General features: G+C 40.0%; 3 protein-coding genes and 1 pseudogene. 3 read left to right on the forward strand and 1 reads right to left on the reverse strand.

Annotated features, from left to right (window positions below; genetic code table 11):
• The 3 genes and pseudogenes from AC1DPQ_RS22240 to AC1DPQ_RS22250 all read left to right on the forward strand — a co-directional run.
• Nucleotides 1-591: pseudogene (locus AC1DPQ_RS22240) on the forward strand (SusC/RagA family protein); the annotation flags it as partial.
• A 33-nt stretch (nucleotides 592-624) separates the two neighbouring features.
• The gene (locus tag AC1DPQ_RS22245) at nucleotides 625-2250 is read left to right on the forward strand and encodes a RagB/SusD family nutrient uptake outer membrane protein (RefSeq protein ID WP_057935256.1); all 1626 of its coding nucleotides are present in this window, start codon (nucleotides 625-627) and stop codon (nucleotides 2248-2250) included.
• 216 nt (nucleotides 2251-2466) lie between these two features.
• Complete coding sequence (locus tag AC1DPQ_RS22250; protein ID WP_167346252.1) at nucleotides 2467-2880, forward strand: AraC family ligand binding domain-containing protein; 414 nt, start codon at nucleotides 2467-2469, stop codon at nucleotides 2878-2880.
• A 16-nt stretch (nucleotides 2881-2896) separates the two neighbouring features.
• Here AC1DPQ_RS22250 and AC1DPQ_RS22255 read toward each other — a convergent pair.
• Nucleotides 2897-3259: S41 family peptidase (locus tag AC1DPQ_RS22255; protein WP_477581704.1), on the reverse strand; the 363-nt coding region annotated here is incomplete at its 5' end.

The raw sequence follows: 3259 nt of genomic DNA on the forward strand, positions 1-3259 counted from the left end.
GGTAACATCAGATTTAAGGACATCAGCGGACCAAATGGTGTTCCGGATGGGAAGGTAGATGCCACTTATGACAGACAGATTTTGGGGAATACCAATCCAAAAGCTTCTTATGGACTAAACTTAACTGCCGCATACAAAGGGTTTGATTTTTCAGCTTTATTTTCCGGGCTTGGAGGGTATACGGTACAGATGGGTTCTTATCAGGCCTACGCATTATATAACGGAGGGAATGTTCAGCAATGGCAATATGAAAATGCATGGACCACACAAAATCCTGATAGAAATGCACTTTATCCACGCATTACCAATTTGAGCCAGGGCAGCGCCAATTTGCAAAGAAACTCTTACTGGAACAGATCAGGAACCTTCCTAAGATTGAAAAATGCCCAGATCGGGTATACCTTGCCATCTAATTTGACTAAAAAAATAAGTCTGGAGAAGGTGAGGATCTTTGCAGGCGGACAAAATCTTTTCACGCTAAATGATTTTTACGAAGGATGGGACCCTGAAAATGGACAGGGTTCTGGAGACAACCCAAACTTCTACCCACTCTCTGCCATTTATACCTTCGGTATAAATGTGAAATTGTAATCTGATGTAGTTAGGATCATTAAATAAAACAAAATGAAAAATTTTAGATATAAATTAACAGTTGTGGTGGGATGCACCTTCCTCACTATGATTGCGGGATGTAAGAAAGACCTTTTAGATACCCAGCCGCTTTCATCAATTTCTGATGCTACCTTCTGGAAAACAGCCGGTGACGCAACACTTGCGCTGAACGGGGTTTATGACAGTGGGGCAGGTTTTACCGGTTATAATTTTTGGGCGGCAACATCGATGGTCAACCTCGATCTGATGGCCGGTAATGGATCAGAAAAGGAATCAATTCCTGATAATTTCACCAATGGAACCTTAAATTCAACCTATGGATTTGTGGGGTCATATTATGCTCAGGCCTATGCTCAGATTGGAAGGTGCAACAATTTTTTGGCCAATATTGGCCTGGTGAGCATGGATGCTGCGCAAAAAGCAGTGATGATCGGAGAGGTGAAAACAATCAGGGCATACAATTATTTCAATCTGGCTTTATATTTTGGCGATGTTCCCCTTGTACAAAAACTGTTGACGGTAGACGAAGCTAATGCTGTATTCCGCACACCTAAAGCAGAGGTTTGGGCATTTTGCGAAAGTGAACTTAAGGCTGCGGCCGCTGCACTTCCTGTATCTGTAAGTGCAGATCGATTGGGGCACATGACATCTGCATCGGCACTGGCCATTCTGGGCCGTTTACAGCTCGCTCAGAAAAAGTGGGCAGATGCAGCCACTACTTATAAAACCATCGTCGATTATAATTATTATACTATCGATCCCAGATACCGAGAACTTTTCTTAAATGCAGGGGAAACCAGTCGTGAGATCATCATGTCAATGCAGTACATTAGGGATACTTACAATCATGCATTGTTGCAATACCTTACGCCCGAAACCTGGGGAGGATGGCATCAGTATTCACCCTTTAACGAACTTGTGGAAGCATATGAGTGTAAGGACGGGAAAACGATAGCAGAATCTCCTTTGTTTGATAAAAACAATCCATATAACAACCGTGATCCGAGGATGGATTTCAATATTATGATCTCTGACCGTACGAGTTTTCGTGGAAAAGTTTACTCTGCTAAACCAGGTACGACGCTTCCGGATCGCCTGAACCAGTATCCTGGTGTTTGGAGCGGTTATGCGATCTATAAATTTCTTGAAGATGATCCTGCTGTGGCAACTACCAATAATACGGGAAACAACTTTCCTTTGATCAGATATGCAGAAGTATTGCTTGGCTATTTAGAGGCAAAGCTAGAGTCTGGCAGTGGTGTAGATCAGGCGTTATTGGATGCAACAATAAATAAAGTAAGGGGAAGGGCAGCCGTGGCAATGCCAGCAATAACTACCTTAGATCCAACAGCACTCAGAACAATCCTCCGCAGAGAACGCCGTGTAGAATTTGCATTTGAAGGGATCAGGTATTTTGACTGTTTGAGATGGGGCATAATCGGTTCAGAGAACAATCAGCAGTTTACTGGTATGAAACTCACCAACGATCCTGCCAATTATAAAGATTATCCCGTAAACGCAAATGGATACTATATTTTCAAAAAACGCAGTTTTATAGTGGGCAAAAACGAACTCTGGCCAATTCCGCAGTCAGAAAGGGATCTGAATAAAAATTTAACCCAAAACCCTGGTTATTAACTATTATGTTTAAATTTTGTGCATTCAGGCAAAACAAAATACTATTGGTTAGTAAGATTAGCGTCATTCCTTCGGGGATGGCGTTTTTTAATGGACATCGGATCGTCATCCCATCGATAAACAATTTGATGTGCTTTAAAGGTTTAAGCTTAACTCAATTTGGATCGCTCAGTTACGACCAATTGTTACAGCTATAAATTTAAACGATTACAATTAGTGAAGCCGAAGGTTTTAAATTTGTCAAATGGGCTATTCCATTCTTTTAGTGCTAGATTAGATACCCTGCCGGATATTAATAACCATTGGCATTACCGTCGTGAATTGGAGTTGGTTTATTTCAAGCGCGGCAATGGTACTCAGTTTGTTGGTGATAGCGTAAAGCCCTTTAAGGATGGCGATATAGTTTTGTTGGGAAGCGATTTACCTCATTTTTGGCAATTTTCAAAAAAGCACTTAAAGAGCGGCGGCAGTGATGCTGTTGAAATATTTGTTATTCACTTTAACGAGGATTTTTTTGGCGATGTTTTACTGTGCCTACCAGAATTTCAGGAAATTAGAAGATTGTTTGAATTTTGCGGTCATGGGCTTCAGATTAGTAATTCTGTCCCCATTTTGCCAAACCCTGGTTAGCAATAAAAAAAAATGCCTACAATTGTTTTTCTAATTTCAAAATCTTTTCTTTAATTTCATTTTCCGTTAATTCTGTTTTTGTGTTTGATTTAAACAGATTTTCAAGTGCTATAATTTGCGCTTTTATCAATGCTTTTTCAGAATTTACTTTTTCATCAACATTAATACCTGTATGCTCCCAATTCGTTTCTGTGACTGCATTTTTTTCAACTGATATCGGGATGAACAACTGATATTTTTTGCCAATAAAAAATACTTTTACAGGATTTGCTGCTCCATAGGTTTTGTCTCCAATTACCTTTGCAATTTTATTTTGCTGTAAATTATATGCTAATGCTTCAGCGGCAGAAATGGTATTATTGTTTACAATGAGGTATAC

The organism is Pedobacter sp. 01T416_2, from assembly GCF_056398925.1.